Source organism: uncultured Algoriphagus sp. (genome assembly GCF_963974835.1).
Taxonomy (GTDB): Bacteria; Bacteroidota; Bacteroidia; order Cytophagales; family Cyclobacteriaceae; genus Algoriphagus.
Genome location: NZ_CAXBET010000023.1, coordinates 1 through 18204, shown reverse-complemented (window position 1 = coordinate 18204; position 18204 = coordinate 1). Strand labels below are relative to the sequence as shown.

The following is an 18204-nucleotide window of genomic DNA, read 5'->3' as shown; positions in this document are numbered from 1 at the left end:
AAAAATGGATTATAGAATCCAATTTACCATCTGTGGTCGACAAATTATCCGAAAGTTGGGATTATTTGGGGTGTTTAGTTGGCCGTTACAAAAGATGGATACCTATCCATTTATCGCACTTGGCTAGTGAGACAGCACAAATATAGTTTCCACCCGGCTGCCATCCGGAAAGCTGGTCGTGTTGGAAAACTCCAGCCAATCCGACAAGTAAAAATCTTCCTTAAGCCTGACATCAAAGACAATGTCCTCATAACCGGCCTTCTGTGAAAAAAACGGATCCGTGAAGTCCCCAAAGGTGATTTGATTCTTGGAAGCATCAAGTTCGTATCTCCCATAGTAATGTAAAACCCATCCAGCACGCCCTCTCCATCGTCCCAGGAATATCCTGTTTCGTGTGTGTAGGGACCAGAAGAGCTGAATTGTATGTACCATGCCCTGTAATTTACAAGCTCCTCGATTTTTTCCACAGAGCCGTCCGCCCGGTAATGGGTGATATTCACACTGGTACCATACCACAGCTTGGACCGTAACGGATCACCGTTGATGTGCTGGAGAAATTCATGTGTAATTCTTGCCTTTTCCTTTGGTTTTTCATCTTCCTTGTCAATGGAACAGGCGTTTAAAAATATCAATATATATATCGCAAGTGAGGCTTTGATATTAAACAGCTTTTTCATGTTAAAATAGAAATTTTTGCTTTGGATAAAGGTATAGGTCAATTAAGTTCAAATTTCAACAGACCAGCACCAGTAACAGCCCAAATTGCACCTGTATGATCATAAGAAATTCCATTTACACTATTTTTACCTACTCTCAGAGTTCTTAGCCAAGTTCGCCCTCCATCTGTGGTCTCAAAAACTTCCATTCCATAATTGGTAAAACCCCGCGAATCATTAACCATTACTATTTTCTTATTCAGATAGTCTATATCCTGTTTATTGGACTTATGGGGTAGAATTATTTTATCCCAGCTCTTACCCCCATTTGTTGTACGGTACATGACATTTGAATTGGTCAATGCAAAGCCAAGACTACTATTATGGAAAAACAACTCAACTATTGCCAGTTTATCCGGGTCTTTTAAAATGCTTACCCATGAATTGTTTCTGTCGCTGGTCATCAAGATCTCCCCCTCGTCAGATCCGACAAATCCCACAGAGTCCGTCGCAAAAGCAATAGATTCATAAACACCATACCGATTTAAATCGTATTGCACATCCCCTAACTTTCCTTGAATTGTTACTCTACTAGATAAGGCCAAAACATAGACATCTTCTCCTCTAGACCCCACATCAGCGAGACAACCCCTCCACCCTTCATGAAAAAAGCTTCTATAAGTTGAGTTATATAAATCATTAAAATTGAAGTTATATATATTTGCTGAGTAATTGGATGAGGATAACATTGGGGCAAATTTTCCAAATAAGAAAATATTATTATGATCAATTAAATGCATTTTATTATATCCCGAAATGATGTTGTATTGACTTTCTCCAGGCAGCCAAGTCATTCCTCCGTCATAGCTAACCTTCAATCCAGGAAAAGGATGAAATATTTTGTTCATAATATATACCGTGTCTGGACTGCCAAATGCGATATCATGTCCTCCCAATTCAATTTCTCCCAAATCAACCCATTCCCACTTGCCTAGTGTATCTAGTCCCCCATCCACTTTTTCCTCCACAATAGGTTCGTCGATGATAGGGTCAATATCGTCTTCCTTATTCAGCTCACAGGCATACAGGATAGGTATTAGAAGAAGAGCAAGTCCTTGAAAATAATTGTATCTGAGTTTCATAGAGAATCATGACATTGGAAACGAAAGATAAAAATTGCTAATAGCTTGCCATTCACCAGTTTTAGTGATCTTTAATCATAATGCTTAAAAAGATGTATAAAATAGTATTTGACTCGCTCTCACTCCTTCACCTTCAAGGCAATTGAATACTGTGTCCCGGCATCATTAATTAAAGAAAGTTCAGCTTTGATATATTTTGCCAGTCGTTGGATAAGTCCGGATCCTATGCCTTTTTTGTTAATATCAGCAATTCCTACCCCGTTGTCCCGAACTTGGATAGTGAGTGAATCTCCAATTTTCTGTACAGTAATCCCAACAAAAGGTTCTTGAACCTCTGCTGGGAATGCATATTTCATGGAATTGGTTACGATTTCTGAAATTATCAATCCAAGATTTAATATAGTTTGAACAGGAAGTTTTGCATCCCCACTAACATCAACATTTAGCTCGACGTTATTGCCTGTAAGTTGAAACATTTCTCTGAGACGGTCAGCCAGTCCAGTAAGGTATTGGCCGACAAGCATTTCTTCATTCTCTAGATCAGTATAGGTCAGATGTTCCTGCAAAGCCGCAGCGGATACGATCGCCGCCTCTGAATTTAATAGGATTTCCCGAGAAGTCTGATCCTGTACGTTTTCCGAGGCCATACGGAGTAATCCTTGAAGGCGGGAGAGAAAATTGTATATCCTATGCTCGTTGTCCCGCTTTTGATCCTGGATGATTTCATTTTTTATCCGGAGTTTCCTATTGAAGCGATATAGTTGGCTACCGAAAAGCAAAGTCAAAAAGATGATGACAGATAATAGAATGACAAACTGTTTGGCGGACTTCGCATTGGCTTCCGCAAGAATTGTCTTCTGCTCCGCGGTCTCCCGGAGGAGGGATTCCTGATTGATTTGATACCTAGCTTCCACTTCCTGTACATTTAGTTTTTCTTCCTGGAAGATCCGCTCATTGATAGCGGTTAATTCCCTGTACACAGCTAAAGCCTCTGAAAAGTGAGCCTGCTTTTCCAAAACCTCCAAACGTAGCACCAGATTATCTCTTTTAAATACCAGATCACTGACTTGTGGAAAAAGCACAGCTCCAGAATCCAGATAAGCAAGGGCTAGAACTAATTGATTTCTTCTCAGAGCAAGATCCCCAAGGTTTATATAGCTGATCAACAGGCCTGAGGTATCTTTTACCTCTTTGTATAATAGGTTGGATTCCAAAAAGTACGTTTCGGCTTTAGCGAGATTTCCCATTGCCAGATGCGTAATACCTATATTATTTAATGTGGACACGATAGCACTGGGTTTATTTCCCAGTTGCTTTTTCAGCTCCAGACTTTTCAAGTTGTAGTATAGGCTGCTATCCAAGGCACCTAGAGCCTTGTGGCTAAGGGCGATGTTATTTAGTGCAATAGCTATTGAGGTAGAATCTTTTGCTTGTCTGGCAAATACCAAAGACTTATTATGATGGGCAAGTGCCTCTTCTTTTCGGTCTAAGTTTTGGTACACCAACCCCAAGTTAGTTAGGATTTGGGCTAAAATATCCCGATCACCCTGCTGGATGGCCAGCTCATGAGCTTTCTGGTAGTTTTCTAGGGAAAGACCATAGTTACCGAGTTTACGATAACTCAGAGCGATGGAATTAAAAGCGGAAACGATCTTTGTCGAGTCTTTCAGAGCGACCGCATAGTCATGTGCTTTTTTGTAGAAAAACACACTGGAATCAAACTTGTCAAGTTTGTAATAGGCAAATCCCAGGTTGTTGTAGGTTTTTCTTAAGTTCACTGCTTCTTTGGACCAGACCCTGCTTTGCTCCAATGATCTTAAGTTGATGATTGCATTTCGATATTCACCTTGATCGAGGTAGTGGCTTGCCTGTTTGTAAAGGGAGTCTGGAGTTGGGTCGGAAAAGCTGCTTACTTGCTGGAAGGCTGCCCATCCCCATAGAAAAGCCAAGAGTAGAAAAGTCATGGGATATTTTGAATTAAAATAAGAATTCCAAAAACAATTTAAAAAGCTTCAATTCTAGAAAGCTATAATTTCTATGAGCAGCATTTACCAGTTAGTATTAAATTATAATCTTCTCAAGGCTTGCCACTTACCAAGTATAACCTAAATTTAAAGAAAGGAAAAACCGAAAAAGTAACTTGTCGGAATTTCAAGGAAATAGATTATTAACACTTAATTTCCACTAAAGTAACATCGGTGCAGGAACAGCCTGCACCGATGGATAGAGTGGCTATAAATTCATACATATTAGTTGTATTATCTTGATTACTCAAGCACCATGGATTGCTCAGTCGTCACGATCAGGATCCCCTTCGTCAGGATCACCGGTGTCCATAACAGTCTGGCTTTTTGAAGGATTTAGATCATCCTTGTCATTAGAAAGGAAGCCACAACCCCCTAATGATACACACATTAAAACTCCTACAAGAATACTTTTTGAGATTTTTTTTGCTGAGGTTTTCATAACTACTATCGTTTGATTGTAGCGAAATCTCAGGAATACTTATCCCTTAGTTCATCTGCTTGACGTCAAGCTCAAAGTCAAGCATATTTTTGCTCTTTGCCTGATTTATATTCATGAATTTTTCTTAAAAAAGGTCTAAACAAGCTTAAACAAGGCACTTGGTTGGTGGTGACTTCTAGAATTTTTTTTTTTTGGTTTTTTTAGTTTTTTTTTCGTCAAGTGAGTGTGGTTCCTTACTATTTTAAAAAATAGACGAAAAAGGGGAAGAAATACTAAGACCAATAGCTTGGATCAGTTTACTTCAACTCTTGGCAGCAAACGGTCAAGTCAGACTTTCGGTGAGCTTAGCGGAGCGAATCAAAAATAAAAAAGTCAAAGCGGTTACTGGTATTTAGTTTTGAGACTATCACCGTTGTCACCGGACTTCCAAAGAAAATGCCCCCTGATTAGAAAGCTCACACCATTCGGTAATGCGAAGGCTTGTCAGTGAATAAATACAACGAGATAGTCCTTGTCATCCTTATCCTAATCAAAAGTTGAGACACTCACGGGTGATCAAGCATTCCAGCAAAGCATACATAATCGAGAATGTTTTATTCTACCATGTCCCCATAGGCATCCTTCACTGCCGCTTCCCAATTTGACTTGTCCTGATCGTTAAAGATTGCCCCATACTTATTTAAATCAATTTTTTCACGAAAATTAAACCTAGCGTCCTTGCTAAGCTTACGGAAATCTACTCCTTGTATAAAAAGTCCTTGATAGGATTCTTGCATCCATTTTACGCCACTGGCTGTGTTTAAGACATATTTATCGGTACTAAGCAAATATTCCTTTAACTCTCCATTTAACTGTCTAAATATAAGATGAGTATCCTTGGGACTAAACGATAAAAAATTGATCCCTGAACGACAAGTAGAATCATTAGATTCAACTATGAAAAATCTATGAATTAAACAAAAATCTCTTTCTGAATAAATATTAATACATCCATCCAGAGCACATGTTAAAAATAATTTATTCAAATTGCTAAAGGCAATTGAGTTTAGAGGACCTTGATGAATTTGCCTATCATCTAACACTATAAAGTTATCTAATAAATACTTTAAGATTCTCCCGTCGTTTGTTCCTAAAAGGATATACATACCATTGGGAGAAAACGCAGCAGTAGAATAACCTTTCTTTGTTTTGGGAAAAATGTATATCAATTTACCTTTGATAGACGACCACATTTCCGCAGTACCATCTTCAGAAATTATTAAGATCATTTTACCACACACACTATAAATCGTTAGTATAGCTTTAGTTTTATGAGTTGGAAAAGAATGGATTAGATTACCAGACAAGGAACACCACTCTTTTACAGTCCGATCAAGTGAAATAGAAAGAACTCTTTCTCCATTTTCACTAAAAATTACAGAAATTACTTTGCTACGGTGCCCTATAAAGGTGTGTATATTTTTGCCTGTTGAGCTAGACCAATATTTAAATACACCGAGGTTATCGCCAAAAGAAACAAAATTTTGTCCATTTGGAGAAATAATTATTGATTCAAATCCCTGCTTATTTAACAGAAAAGTGTTAACACAAGCTCTTTTAATTAAATTCCACAGCTCAATGGTTCCATTTCTATATAGCACCAATAAATGTCGAAACTTGTTTGACACGCTTATTGAAACTATTTCTATATCACTATTTAAATTATATGAATTTGCTAATCGACCTGAATCAATACTAAATTCATTAATAGAACCTTTGTCTGATGCTGCCAAAAATCTTCTTCCATCAGAACTATAATTAATAGAAATTATTCCGGGAAAGATTTTATGATAAGCACTTAGACATCTCTTTTGACTACACGACCATTGTTTAACATCCCCATCTGTTGTTGCAATTAAAACTTTACTTCCACATGGACTATAACAAACTGAAGTAACTTTACTAGTATGGATTTCAAAGCTAAATATTGCAGTAGAACTAAATTTACAAAATTCTTCAACATGATAATCCCTGCTAATAATTAGAACTCGATTACCTTGAGGGCTATATGTAGCAAAAGTTGCACCTTCGCCAGAATATTTATATTCAAACGAAACACTTCGTGTAGCGCAATCTATTTCTTTTACACTTCCTTGCTTTGTAACACAAAGAATAAATTGACCATTAGGACTATAAGCTAGAGCCTTTGTTCCGAAAATTACTTTACTGGAATACTCGTATTTTTCAGCTGAATCAATAATCCATTCTTCAACATTTCCTTCATTAGATATTGTGCAAAACTTTTGATAATCTTTTGAAATAATTACTGATTTCAAATCCATTTGCGTAAATGCTATAAATCCTTTACGAGAAAACCGTCTTTTAAATTTTCCTTGAGGAAAGTCAACAGGATTATAATTTATACTTGAAAAAACTCCAGAACCACTCCATTCAACTAGATCTAATGATTCTGAAACTGTAACTATTTTTCTTCCATTTTCTTCATATCCAGCATATATAATTTTGTTCTTTTCATGTGAAATAACCTTAGTTAATTCCCCTGTTTCCACTAACCACTCTCTAACATCATAATTTGAATAAGAAATAAAAAATTGATCGTTATTTCCATACTTTACATTTGAAATTGATTCAGAATGCCCATGGAGAAAAAACTGACTCCCATTAATTTTAGATTTTTCAAACTTAGGCGTTAAATATTCTCTCCCTGTGAAAATTGAAAATTGAATTTGGTTAAATTGGAGCCTTCGAAGATCCAAACTACTTAGATCAGCCCCTGCCAAAGTCCCCCTTGTTTCATGTAATATAGTAACCAAATTCCAAACTGTAAAGTCCGCAGTCATGTCCGCAGGCCCACGACATTGCACCGTCAATTTAGTTAGCCAATTTTCTTTAATTCTCTTTGGAGGGTCAATACTTTTGGTCTCCAGCATTAGATAAGGATCAAAAAGATACTCCCCTTCCAACTCTCCTATCATTTTGCGTAAATAGATTGGAAATGCTCGTTCTTGCCACTCTATAGGACGTCTTTCTACTGCTAAGGAAACCTTGATACAATTAAGCAAATGACTGGCTGCATAAAAATCCCTAAAGTTCTGGTGAATAAAGCCCAATTCATCGCCTTCCCGTACCATTGCCTTTAAATGGTATAATAAGGTTTCTTGGATCTTAACCTTTCTTACTAGTGAAGAAAAACCATCCCTTGATTCTAATTGTAGCTCATCTTTCATCTTTACAATACTTGGAAATTCATTTATGAATCCCTTTGTAATTGCAGTGCCTATCCAATCTTCAACCAGTTTCCCTAAGTGAAAATCGCTATTATCTAATTCCTTTATAGGCAAAAAATAATGCCCATATTTCTCCATTCTCCATGCGATATATGGAAGAAAGTATTTCAATAAGAGTTTAGAGAAAGTATAATCTAACTCAGATGATTTTCTTTTTTTAGCTTGGGCGAGCTGAACTTCTTGAAAGTTCCATAGCAATTCGGCGAACCTTTTAGGCTTATAAAAAATAAATTCGATATCATCCTTGAATTCTAATAGGGCACTTTCAGTGCCTACATAACAAGTCAAAGCCATTGGATTTTCTAGCAACTCCCACATTTCATTGGTTTCCGGAAAATTAACGACACTATGGTTTAGATAATTTTCAATCGTTGCTCTGGAGAGTGACTGCAATTCTAGAACTGTAGATTGCCTTGCCCACTCAAAATTTTTTATCTCCACAAATCTCGAGGTGACAATCCATTGGACTTGCATAGACATTGCATACAATTGCCATAATTCTTCGTCCAGTTTTGATTTCTCATTCGAGGTAATTTCATTGTATCCATCCAAAAGTAAGACCAAAGAAGGAGCTTTGTATGTTTTACTTTCGAGTTTGAAATAGTTCCAAAGCCTGTTTATAGACTCTGCGGTCGCCTCAGGCTCCCCTAGATAGTGCTTTGCAATGTAGTGGAATATAAAATTTTTCTTTTCTACATCATCTGCAATATTATAGGCATTCAGAGGGATGTAAATAGGTATCGGCCCAGAGGCGTTATCCAATAGCTCTTCCCATATATTTAAAAGTGAAACGGTTTTACCTGCACCCCCAGATCCCAAAATTACTGCCTGCCTTTGTTTCCTTTTCCAGAGTGTTTCCAATGCATCTGTCAATTTTAATTTTTCTTGATCGATAGATACCTCTACATTTTGAACAATTGGAATCGTACTTTCCGGTAGTAATACTTGCTCAATTCGTAAATATCTAAAACGTCCCATCATTAATGATTGGCGATAAGAGGCAGACCGTTTTTTCAGGAGTTCAGAAAGTGAGAGACTTTGCTCTTCGACAATTCCTTTGCGTGTTTCATCACCTAACTCAAATAAAAAATCGCCCCCGTCTAAGTCTTTCACCAATTTCTTCAGATAGGGATTGGGAATAGGCTGACTTTTGAGTTTGAATTGGTTTAATAACTTAATTCGGTTGCGCAATTCTTCAATTAGAGAATCAATCGTTATGTCGCTTTTGTTGTTACGGAGCAAATCGGCCAATATTTCGGAAAAATAGCTTTTATCTGGCACGGGTTCCCATCTACCTGAGGTAAGAATCCATCGGGACGGAGTATCGACATCGTTTCTAGGATTCGTTGGGATAAGTTCAGCAGGAAGGGTTACTTCCAAATTTTGAAACAGGCCTCCGAAGCATGCATCCAATATTAAGAGAATATGGCCTGCTTTAAATTTGGACACCCATTCCGCTAACATTTCACAATCCAAAAAAAGGTTTTCTGGTTTATCGGCATCTTTAGGATCCTTGGTATCATACAGTACGAGAGCACCTTTTTCTGATAAATGACCACTACCCCCCTTCTCTTTATAGCGATGCCCATGGCCGGCAAAATAGATGATTAAACTATCCTCAGGACCAATAGGTAGGATTCCCTGCTCGTTTGGACTGGTCATTTCTTCAAGCTTTTCCATCAAAGCATGATATGTTGCCTGTTTATTTAAAAGAATTTCTTGTGAAGCAAGAGCATAACGTTCTTTCAAGACTTTAAACAAGCGTTCGCAATCCCTTACAGGATGATTAAGTGGTTTCCAAAATTCTTGATTTTTATATTCGTTTATTCCAATCGCTAGAAGATGCATCCTGCCTTGGCATATTATGTTTGGTACAGATTTTTTTTCTTCAAGTCCTGGCCCTCTCTCCCCTGCTAACTGGTTGTTCATAAACTCTATCTTCTTATCATTAAACATCAGAAAATCAAAATTATACAGCTATTTGGCGACAAAGTCTTATGGGAAAATCATATACCACGAAAGTTTCAAAAAAGTCCTTTGTAATGGCTTGCTCTCTTATTTTACTCCTTTTTTTTCCTTTGCTTGACCGCATTACATTTCTGTTGTTAAGAATTAAGTCGGGTTGACTGATAATACTCAAATCCAGAGGTCTGTCAGAAATAATAATTTTCAGACATTCATCTACGCACTCTATTCCCTTTTCAGAAAAAGCGGTATTAACTTTTAAGGGGATGGCGTGAATCAATGAATTTTCAGTATTGAAGTAGTTCAGATGAGCCAGTGGATTTTCGAATGATAGACTTACATTGGCTAAAAAGTTGTCGTAAATCCCAAATTCGCTACTAAAATAAAGAGCGGATACAAAGCAATCTATTCTGTTAGAGTTTTCCCGTAGTCTGATGGAAAAACGGAAAGCAGGCTGACGATTGTTGATATAGTTAAGACATAAAGTAGCATTCGGATGAATAATGGATACTTTCCCTTTTACCCTGCTAAGTGATCTAGAATTTCTGATCAGCTTTCCTTCAATAGCCTCCACTGTAAATTCAAAATCCATTAAATTAAAGCCAGAGGGATCGCCGATAAGGCTTCTAAAATAGCTATAGCGCGCAACTGATTCAATAATTTCAAGGAATTCTATAGCATCTCCTCTTGGAGAAATACAGGGATGTTGCTCCAGGGAAAATCCATTGTTTTTTGCAATAATTTGAAAACTGCAGTTTTTACTGGAGTCGGCCAAAAATTTTACAAACAGGCAATTATGATTTTCTTTTGCTTGTGCCAACTCCCTCTTCATAGCCTCATTCAATCTGGATATTCCCATTGTTATCGGTTGAATCGCCAATGCAATTAAGGATGCAGAGTGCGAATCATCGAAAATATCCAATTGATTCAGATCATCTCCGCTCACAATGGAGCGAGCCAGTTCCACCACAGTCAATTCACCTTCAATGTTAGTCCCATCAACCCTGATTCTGGTCCTCGAACCATCTTTCGAAGGCACTAATCCATGAATAGATCCAGCATTCAATTGCCAGCGACCTCTTTCCCTATTGTATCTGAGTTCAAAAGTTCTTTTAATGGAAACTAAACCCTCTCCTAGAAATTCCCTGTCTAGCTTCCAATCTTCCCTGCTATGAACAATTGGAGTTTGTCTATTGTTGTATACGGTAAAGGAGGCATTCAATTTTTTGGTGATCTGACGGTAGCTTGCACGACCGTCTTTAATTAACATATCTACCAGCGCTTTGGTAAAGTATCCTCCATCGCTTGAATCTATGGCTTTTTGATCTGCGGAACAGGCTGCAAGATGCACGTAGTCAGCAATGGGAAAAACAAGCTGGCCACCTGTGACCTTGTAGAAACCCTCCTTGAAACCCAGGTACTCCTTAAGCTTTGCACCTTTGTCGGAATAGTCAATCGATCGATAACCTTCATACTCTCCCCTAGTCATCCCTCCGCTATGACAACAATCCATGATTACCAGACAGTGCACCATGGATTTCTTATCTAAAACTCTGTGAAGCAAAAAAGAAATTTCTTTGTCTCGTAAATCTCTGGCATTACTACGGCTGTCCTGGCAAACCAAGGTTTCAATTTTTCCTGTTTTAAAGCCGGGAGGCACATCCGTGGTAGTCCCTCCGTGTCCACTGAAATAAAGCAAACAGAGGTCCTTCTTCTCATCGATGGCCTTTTCCATATGAGCAAATGCCAATTGAGACACGTTTTGAAAGGTCGGTGCACTATAGGTCAGGTTGAGGTCCATACTGTTTCGATACTTTTCAAGCTCCTTATTTCCTGCTTCATCAGGTGAAAGCAGGTAGAGTGGCTTGTATTCAATCGGCTCTTTTTTCTGTTCGCAAAACACCCTAAGCAAAGCATCAATTTTTAGAACATCGTTTATGCAGCCGTACAAGGGTTTTACCCCCCCTTCATATTGATTAAGGCCAATTAGAGAGGCATAAAGTGTTTTACCTTTTTCCGGCATTTAAAGTCTGAAATTGGGAGGTGGATGATATAGGCCAAATGAACCAGGAATCTTTTATTAAAATAATATATACTTTGAAAAAGGACAAGCTAGGTAACAGTAAATACACATTTAAAACACAATTAACGTATTTCAGGCATACAATAATGTGATTTGGAAATAATGGAAAGCATTCCTTTGATTGGTTTTTTCTCCTATATTGAAAAGTAAATCTAACTTTTAAGCAAATCGATCTTTTTATGCAGTTAGTCAATATTAGCGATGAGGAAAGTTATAAATATTGTTATGTTTTGATTTGCATTCTCTTAAGCAAATATTTCCCTAATAAGTCATTACTAAAGCGGGGAATCGGAGCTGTTTTTACGAATTCTATTGAAAAAAGCGAAGGAATTTATATTGACAACTTTGCAGGTGAAATAGCCGCCATATCCCTGCAAAAAAGCAATTCGACATCAGAAAGTATTGGAAAATCTACAGTCAAAGACCTAGTCAATAGACTTGCGGGTAAACGAATAGACAATCCAAGCAAAGTAAATGTTAACAATTTCTACGAGGCTAAGCTAACTTCATTATGCCGTTTGATTGGATATGAATCCTGGAAAGATTTTATCAAGAATGATGCAATCATCTTAGAAACAAAAAAAATATCAATCTCACAGACTGATAGAATCAAAGCTATCAGGAATACTAAAAAAATAAAGATTCTCATTAGTATTATCGCTGATACAAATACTGGCCAAAAAGAATTCAATCAGAGAATCAAGGATATTTTTCGCTTCCGTTTAGCTGAAGGCAGGCTTAAAGAGCGGATAGATTTGGAATTTGACGAGAATGAAAGGAAAATAAGTAATGCACAAGAAGCCAGGGTAGTCTTCGAGAATAAGTCGTCAGACTTAATCATTTGGGGATACTTCAGGATTAAAAACAATGAGCTTTATGGCGACCTGGGCTATTTGATTTCCAGGGCTCATCTAAACATGAGAATAGGTAAGAATAGCCACAGGTATGATACAACATCATTAGAGCTGGAAGACCTGCGATTCGGTAAAGTTTTTCAAAAAATTGATCATATTGTTTTTTTGATTCTAGGTATATCGGCATTATTGGAAGACGATGTTGAGTCAGCAAAGAACTTTTTATACAATATTCCTACGCAAGATTGGTGTGACGAAACTTGTTTCGTCTTAGGTAATTGCCATTACCTTTCTGGACAGTTCGCTAAAGGATTGGGATTATGGCAAAAAGCCATTTCTAAAAATTCTAACCACCTCCGGGCTAAAATCAACGTGGCCCGTCATCAATTATCAGTAATGCTCCGTGAAGGTGGAAGTTTGAACGAAGAGGTTGCCCAGCATATTAAAGAAAGTCTGAGCCATTATGATCCAAAAAGTATTTCAATTGATGAATTGGCATTAATGGGAGTCCTTTATGCTGATTTGGGAGAAAAGGAGATGGCAATAGAGGCATTTAAAGCAGCATTAAAAGCTATTAAAAAACCACAGGGAGCATTTTATTATTATATGAAACTGGGCCTATTGAAAGAAGGCACTTCAGCTGCGGAAGAATATGTCAATGCTGCATTAGCTGCTGAGAAACCGGAGTTTCAGGAGTTATGCATAAGGCTTATCGTAGACTGTGATTTCCCAAATGATGAAAAAAGAAAAAATCTCGCAAAGATCCGTGAGAACAGCAGGATAAACGGAAGAATGGGAAAACTGAATATTGAATCTCTATTAGCTAAAAGTAAATCGAAAACTTCGAATTTTAATGATTTTTTAGTCTTCGAGATAAGTGGTCGTTTAAGGAAAAATGGATATAAACATGTTTTAAAAAACGGTGAAATGCTTAATTACGATGATTGGGTAGTTGCAGAAAATAATCCAGTCAAAGCAGTCTTGATAAAATGTAACAACGAAGGAATGACTAGCCCAGTCAAAAGGCTGTTTCTAAATTCCAATTCTGTAAAAAAAGTTGAAGAAACGCTTTATGAATATGCTGATCCTATAAAAAGTTCAGGTACTGATGAAGAAATGCTTTTACTGCATATGCGAAAGCTGGAACACTTTAAAATAAGTAAACAGGAAAAGGTAAGGGCTGTTTGTAAGGAAATCGGTTTAAATCTCAACTTAACTTTTGATGAAGTTGGAAAATTAATATTGGATAGAAGAATGTTTACTCCTTATTCCCAACAAATAACCGGAAAGTTTATTCTGCTGGAGATTCAAAAAGATTTTAAATCCGGAGTTTTCGAGACCATTCGCGAACTAAAAATCCTGATCCCTGATAATCACGAAGTAGAGAAACGCATACGCGCATTTTCTGAGTTTATTGACTTTTCTGACAATAAGTATTATTTAAAACTTGCGGGTTATCTGAGTGATTTTTATGCCACAGCAGATCAAACCGATATTAAATTATGGTCCGTATCCCGGTATTTAAAATTGATGGAATAACTATTTAATACTATTCAATTTTACTCACCTTATCGTTGGAATACTTTAGTAAGTGATACAACATGGGTACTTAAACTTCCTGTGTATTTAGTTTCAGATTACCGTTTATAACTACCTGGTGCATGTCGATTGGTGTTTTTCTGTGATAAATTAATGAGAATATTTCCAGACAAAACATATTTTGATGTCTTGATAAACAAAATAGAACCCTATAAACCACTAACTCAATCCATAAATGCAGTGATTTTGGAAAGGATGTCCTTCTTGGTTTTATCTTCAAATCCGGCAAAATATCTCTGTGTCGTTTTTACATCAGAGTGTCCCAAAGACTCACTTACGAATTCCATACTAGCATCATTCCGAATTGCTGAAGTAGCGAAGGAATGGCGTGCCCAATAAGTTGATATTTCTTGGGGAAGGTCATTTGCTTCAGCCAATCTTTTCAAATGTTGGTTTACAAATCGAATAAAATTCATTTTAACTAAATGCTGCCTTTCTGCAGACATGCTTTCATTCAAAACAGGAAAAATAAAGCTGCTTGATCCACCTTTCTGATCTCCATACTTCTCAATGACGGATCTAGTAAATGAAGTGATAGGAACCTGAATAATTTTACTGTTCTTTTTTTTAGTACGTTTTGTCTTTTCCCTAATAAATTCAATGTATTCCCCGTCAATATTATTCCATTTCAGGTGAAGGATATCTTTCATGTTCATTCCATTACATGCGAAGGAGAAAAACCAAAAATCCCGAGCTTTAGCCTGTTCGGCTGTTTCAGGTTTAGAATGAAATAACCTACTTAGCTGTTCCCCATTCAATGCCTTTTTCTTATTGGCAGAAGAGGGAATGTCATACTTTTTCGCACCAAAAGGATAAAGCTCTGATGTTATAACTTTTAAATCAATTGCTCTGTTAAATATTACACGTAAACCCCTTAAGTATATCCCCACTGTGGTATGAGTTCTCCCTCTGTTTTCAACCATCCACAATTCATAGTTATTCAAGAACTTGACAGTAATCTCATGAAAGCGAAGTTTATTCACCTCCTTGCCTGTTTTGAATTTCAGATAGGACTTTAGGGACTGCATACTTAACTGGTAGCTTGATGCAGTAGAAACTCTCTTAAAATCCCTCAAATCATTTATATAAGCCTCATACTGAAAAAACACATCTGTAATGTCTCCTGTTTTGGATGTAAGGACATTGTCCAATGCGTCGAAAGTGAAGTATTGTATTTTCTGTACTTTTCCGGTATAAAAGTACAAAAGGTCATCAAGCTCACCTTTAATTGCTTTTTCGACGTCCTTTAACCGTTGTCCTTTGACTGGAAAAATCACCTTTTCGAACAGGTTTTCATCCAGATCATAATCGGTAGAGTACAGCTTCACTTTTTTAGTATTCCCGTCATAAACCCTAATTTTAACTGGATAGAGGCCATTTTGTTTTGCTCTCCTGGTATCCAAATACAGTGAAATTTCAACAGGATCTTTTGCATTCTCTAATCTTCTAGTCATTTCGAATGTGATTAAATTCCATAAAAAATTTGCACAAAATTTGCACAAAAATCGGTCAATAAACGTATAAATAGACACGTAACAGAACTTCTACTTAAGATATAAAATTCTATATATCAACGTTTTAACAAATATACTACAAATATTCAAATAGGGTTGTATTTGACTGTTAATCAGAGGGTCCAAGGTTCAAGTCCTTGAGGAGGAGCTACTAAAGCCTCATTTCGTAAGATCTGAGGCTTTTTTTGTTTACATATGTGCCATGGGCTTTTCAGTATATATCTTATATTCCAGGAGTTTGGATAAATTCTACATTGGCTATACCTCCGATTTTTCAGCCCGTTTTGATTTTCACAACAGCCTCCAAAATAACATCTGGACAAAAAACGGAAAACCCTGGGCAGTTCACCTACTGATTGAAAAACTGGGAAAATCCCAAGCTCTGAAGATTGAAAAATACTTGAAAAATATGAAGTCCAGAAACTATCTTCTTGACCTAAGACTCAATCCTTCGGCAATCGCTGAACTGAAACAGAGGTTTGGGTAGGGCAACTGATCCCGATTCATCGGGAAGAGTCCAAGGTTCAAGTCCTTGAGGAGGAGCAAAACCGGATACGAAAGTGTCAGTTTTTTTTACGTCTAGACCATTTCAAACCGTCAAACGCATTACACTAACTACAATTCTTTTCACTGTTGTTTAAACGAAAATAAATTTTTGATTTGCTGTTGAATAGTTATTCTTCTTGAAGAATTCTTGAATCCACACTAAATAATAGTTAAATTCATACGTTTTTAATATCAGGTAATTTGCAAGATTACTCAGTAAGCCCTCTTTGAACGACCTCAATACAAGGGTAATACCTTGAGCAGCCCTAATAACTAGAATATTTTTTCCATTTCGCGGATGAATTCTGTAGCAATATTGGATTCTATTTCGTCCTTAATTTTGAAAACTTACTAGACCAGCCACTTATGATAATCGGATTTGATGCAAAACGTGCATTCAAAAACTTCACAGGACTTGGCAATTACAGCCGGTTCATCCTAAAGTCTTTAAGCCAAAACTTCCCAAATAACAACTACCTTCTATTTACTCCTGAAGTCAGAAAGGAAGCTGCTGAGATATCCTACGCCTGTAAAAACACAAATCAAAGGACCATTACACCTAGTGAACTCTGGAACCTTCCAGTAATATCCGGGATCTGGAGAAGTATTTTCCAGGGAATGAAGCATTGTGAAAACCGGTTGGATATATTTCATGGACTAAGCAATGAAATACCACTTTTCAAAAACAAATCCACAAAATACGTGGTCACCGTTCACGATCTGCTTTTCTGCAGATACCCAGAGCAATTTAATCCGATCGACGTACAAATTTATAAAATGAAAATGGCCCGATCCTGCAAAGTGGCCGATCAGGTAATCGCAGTCAGTGAGCAAACCAAAAAAGATCTTATTGACTACTTCAGTATTGACCCGGATAAAATAAAAGTGGTTTACCAAGGCGTCCATGATATTTTTAACCAGAAATTAAGCTTGGAAAAATGCGCACAGGTCAAAGAAAAATATCAGCTTCCAGACCGTTATTTGCTATTTGTCAGTACCATCGATAAGCGTAAAAATGTTCAGTTGATTTTACAAGCCTTGAAGGAGCGCAAAGATTGGGAGACACCTCTGGTTGTAATAGGAAAGCATACCTCTTATATGGCAGTTTTAGAGGCATTTGTGGAAGAAAATGGCTTAGAGGAGAAGGTTTTATTTTTACATGATGTATCCTTCGAAGATCTGCCTGCGGTCTACAAAATGGCCCATATATTCATTTACCCTTCTTATTTCGAGGGATTTGGTATCCCAATTATTGAAGCCCAACGTATGGGAGTGCCTGTTATCACCAGCACGGGATCTTGTTTTAGAGAAGCGGGTGGAAATGGGGCTCTTTATGGGGCTCCTGACGATACAGCTTCCCTTATTGAGCATATTGATCTGCTCAATGATCCAAATCAGCGCGAATTGATGATCCAGAGAGGTTACTTTAATATTCAGCGTTTTGACCAGCAAATTATCTCCAGGCAAATGATGGAAATATACGATGAGGTAATGCAATTAAGCCCAGTAAGGCCAGCCCTTGCCCATTAAAGACATTATTCCGCTTCAAAGTCATTATTCTTCAAGCTGAATTCGTGGAAGGCTTAAATTATTTATAACAAAAAACTGTAATTGCCATGTCAAATCTTTCACATATAAGCCTATCTTCTACAAAAGGGCGGGCCCTGGCAGAAGATTCTTTTAGGTGGTATCGGAATCCCGCAGCTTCAATCATAGCCAAAAGAATATGAAGTGTCTGAGGTTTATTGACATCGTTGTGATATTCAAAGAAAATATGCGAAGCATTTCCTAGTAGCTTTTGACAGGATTTAAGGACTTCGTACTCAGCACCCTCTATATCGATTTTCAGAAAATCGACATTTTCTGAAATCCAGTCAGACAGGGGGACTGCTGAGACCTTGGTAATTACCTGCTCAGTAGTTTTATAAATATGATCCACGCTTCCTCCCATTCCCCCATCAGAATGAAATGTCAGTTCTGTTTTTTCCGTCCAAACGGCCTTTTGATGGAGAGTTACATTAGTTAAATTGAAGTTATTGCATATAGCGATCAAATTGACCCCCTATCGGCGCTGCAAATTGACCCCCCAGAG

11 protein-coding genes are annotated in these 18204 nt (G+C 37.4%); 3 read left to right on the top strand and 8 right to left on the bottom strand.

Features of this window, described 5'->3' with window-relative positions; translation table 11 throughout:
• Positions 1-110: 110 nt before the first annotated feature.
• From AACZ73_RS22220 to AACZ73_RS22195, 6 genes are all read right to left on the bottom strand, one after another.
• On the bottom strand, positions 111-677 hold the full coding sequence (locus AACZ73_RS22220; protein WP_339881152.1) for a hypothetical protein: 567 nt from the start codon (positions 675-677) through the stop codon (positions 111-113).
• Between the two features lie 38 nt (positions 678-715).
• Entirely contained in the window at positions 716-1798 is a 1083-nt protein-coding gene (locus tag AACZ73_RS22215; protein WP_339881150.1) for a YCF48-related protein, read from the bottom strand.
• A 119-nt stretch (positions 1799-1917) separates the two neighbouring features.
• Positions 1918-3762, bottom strand: a complete 1845-nt coding sequence (locus tag AACZ73_RS22210; RefSeq protein WP_339881148.1) for a tetratricopeptide repeat protein — start codon at positions 3760-3762, stop codon at positions 1918-1920.
• A gap of 325 nt (positions 3763-4087) precedes the next feature.
• On the bottom strand, positions 4088-4264 hold the full coding sequence (locus AACZ73_RS22205) for a hypothetical protein (protein ID WP_339881146.1): 177 nt from the start codon (positions 4262-4264) through the stop codon (positions 4088-4090).
• 593 nt (positions 4265-4857) lie between these two features.
• Complete coding sequence (locus tag AACZ73_RS22200) at positions 4858-9480, bottom strand: caspase family protein (RefSeq protein ID WP_339881144.1); 4623 nt, start codon at positions 9478-9480, stop codon at positions 4858-4860.
• Positions 9481-9520: 40 nt separating this feature from the next.
• Positions 9521-11539 (bottom strand): caspase family protein, encoded by a 2019-nt coding sequence (locus AACZ73_RS22195; protein ID WP_339881143.1) that lies wholly within the window; start codon positions 11537-11539, stop codon positions 9521-9523.
• Positions 11540-12516: 977 nt separating this feature from the next.
• Between AACZ73_RS22195 and AACZ73_RS22190 the strand changes: the two genes are divergently transcribed.
• Positions 12517-13992, top strand: a complete 1476-nt coding sequence (locus AACZ73_RS22190) for a hypothetical protein (protein WP_339881142.1) — start codon at positions 12517-12519, stop codon at positions 13990-13992.
• Between the two features lie 224 nt (positions 13993-14216).
• Here AACZ73_RS22190 and AACZ73_RS22185 read toward each other — a convergent pair whose 3' ends face one another.
• Positions 14217-15506 (bottom strand): site-specific integrase, encoded by a 1290-nt coding sequence (locus tag AACZ73_RS22185; RefSeq protein WP_339881140.1) that lies wholly within the window; start codon positions 15504-15506, stop codon positions 14217-14219.
• Positions 15507-15804: 298 nt separating this feature from the next.
• Here AACZ73_RS22185 and AACZ73_RS22180 point away from each other — a divergent pair, with 298 nt between their 5' ends.
• Both AACZ73_RS22180 and AACZ73_RS22175 read left to right on the top strand, forming a co-directional pair.
• On the top strand, positions 15805-16053 hold the full coding sequence (locus tag AACZ73_RS22180; RefSeq protein WP_339881139.1) for a GIY-YIG nuclease family protein: 249 nt from the start codon (positions 15805-15807) through the stop codon (positions 16051-16053).
• 425 nt (positions 16054-16478) lie between these two features.
• The gene (locus AACZ73_RS22175; protein ID WP_339881137.1) at positions 16479-17642 is read left to right on the top strand and encodes a glycosyltransferase family 1 protein; all 1164 of its coding nucleotides are present in this window, start codon (positions 16479-16481) and stop codon (positions 17640-17642) included.
• A gap of 58 nt (positions 17643-17700) precedes the next feature.
• On the opposite strand, the gene AACZ73_RS22170 is transcribed toward AACZ73_RS22175, so the two are convergent.
• Positions 17701-18165 (bottom strand): FkbM family methyltransferase, encoded by a 465-nt coding sequence (locus AACZ73_RS22170; RefSeq protein ID WP_339881135.1) that lies wholly within the window; start codon positions 18163-18165, stop codon positions 17701-17703.
• Positions 18166-18204: the final 39 nt, after the last annotated feature.

Excerpts from the sequence above, each read along its gene's own strand:
- AACZ73_RS22215 (WP_339881150.1), bottom strand. The coding sequence starts at position 1,798 with ATGAAACTCAGATACAATTATTTTCAAGGACTTGCTCTTCTTCTAATA.
- AACZ73_RS22185 (WP_339881140.1), bottom strand. The coding sequence starts at position 15,506 with ATGACTAGAAGATTAGAGAATGCAAAAGATCCTGTTGAAATTTCACTG.
- AACZ73_RS22220 (WP_339881152.1), bottom strand. The coding sequence starts at position 677 with ATGAAAAAGCTGTTTAATATCAAAGCCTCACTTGCGATATATATATTG.
- AACZ73_RS22210 (WP_339881148.1), bottom strand. The coding sequence starts at position 3,762 with ATGACTTTTCTACTCTTGGCTTTTCTATGGGGATGGGCAGCCTTCCAG.
- AACZ73_RS22195 (WP_339881143.1), bottom strand. The coding sequence starts at position 11,539 with ATGCCGGAAAAAGGTAAAACACTTTATGCCTCTCTAATTGGCCTTAAT.
- AACZ73_RS22200 (WP_339881144.1), bottom strand. The coding sequence starts at position 9,480 with ATGAACAACCAGTTAGCAGGGGAGAGAGGGCCAGGACTTGAAGAAAAA.
- AACZ73_RS22175 (WP_339881137.1), top strand. The coding sequence starts at position 16,479 with ATGATAATCGGATTTGATGCAAAACGTGCATTCAAAAACTTCACAGGA.
- AACZ73_RS22205 (WP_339881146.1), bottom strand. The coding sequence starts at position 4,264 with ATGAAAACCTCAGCAAAAAAAATCTCAAAAAGTATTCTTGTAGGAGTT.
- AACZ73_RS22190 (WP_339881142.1), top strand. The coding sequence starts at position 12,517 with ATGAGAATAGGTAAGAATAGCCACAGGTATGATACAACATCATTAGAG.